Source organism: Mycobacterium sp. 1081908.1 (genome assembly GCF_001673535.1).
Classification (GTDB): domain Bacteria; phylum Actinomycetota; class Actinomycetes; order Mycobacteriales; family Mycobacteriaceae; genus Mycobacterium.
In genome coordinates this window covers 1-642 of the sequence record NZ_LZLY01000013.1, presented here as the reverse complement: position 1 = coordinate 642, position 642 = coordinate 1, and the positions used below count along the sequence as shown (strand labels likewise).

Genomic DNA, 642 nt, shown 5'->3' with positions numbered 1-642 from the left:
CCGGCGCCCTGTGGACGTCCCTGATCGCCGGTTTCCTGATCCTGATCCTGTTGCTGATCTTCATCGCTCAGAACACGGATTCGGCGGCGTTTGCGTTCTTGGGCTGGCGCTGGAGCCTTCCGCTGGGCGTGGCGATCCTGCTGTCGGCGGTGGTGGGCGGCCTGATCACCGTGGCGGCCGGCACCGCCCGCATCATCCAGCTGCGGCGCGCGGCGAAGAAGCACCACGCGAACGCACAGAAGGTCTAGCAGCCCGGCATTGCGTGTGAATCCTGGGCCTTGCGTGTGAATCGTGGGCGGGAAAATCGCCGGATTCCCTCCACTGGTACACACTCAAAACCCTGGCTGCACACTCAGCCGGGCAGCTTGGCGAGCTCGGCGAGCCCGCGGGAGATCAGCGGTGCGACCACCTCGGGCGTGTGCTCGGATTCTTTCCCGCTGGCCAGGTCCGACATGCGCCGGCGGAAGTCGATGCCGGCGGCGATGATGGCGAGCTTGAAGTACGCCAGCGCCATGTAGAACTCCCAATGCGCCAGCGGCAACCCGGCCACCAGCGAGTAGCGGTCGGCCAGCTCGTCGGCGGTCGGCAGCAGCGGCGACGTCCAGGCGGCCTGCGCGTTGACGATCAGGTCGAGCGCCGGAT

The 642-nt window shown here is 67.1% G+C and carries 1 protein-coding gene and 1 pseudogene; one reads left to right on the top strand and one right to left on the bottom strand.

The genetic code is table 11. From position 1 onward, the window contains the following. Positions 1-248, top strand: a 248-nt coding sequence (locus A5655_RS01690) for a lipopolysaccharide assembly LapA domain-containing protein (RefSeq protein WP_067004891.1), incomplete at its 5' end; no start/stop codon positions are given. A 104-nt stretch (positions 249-352) separates the two neighbouring features. Here A5655_RS01690 and A5655_RS01685 read toward each other — a convergent pair. After that, positions 353-642, bottom strand: a pseudogene (locus A5655_RS01685) (phosphotransferase family protein); the annotation flags it as partial.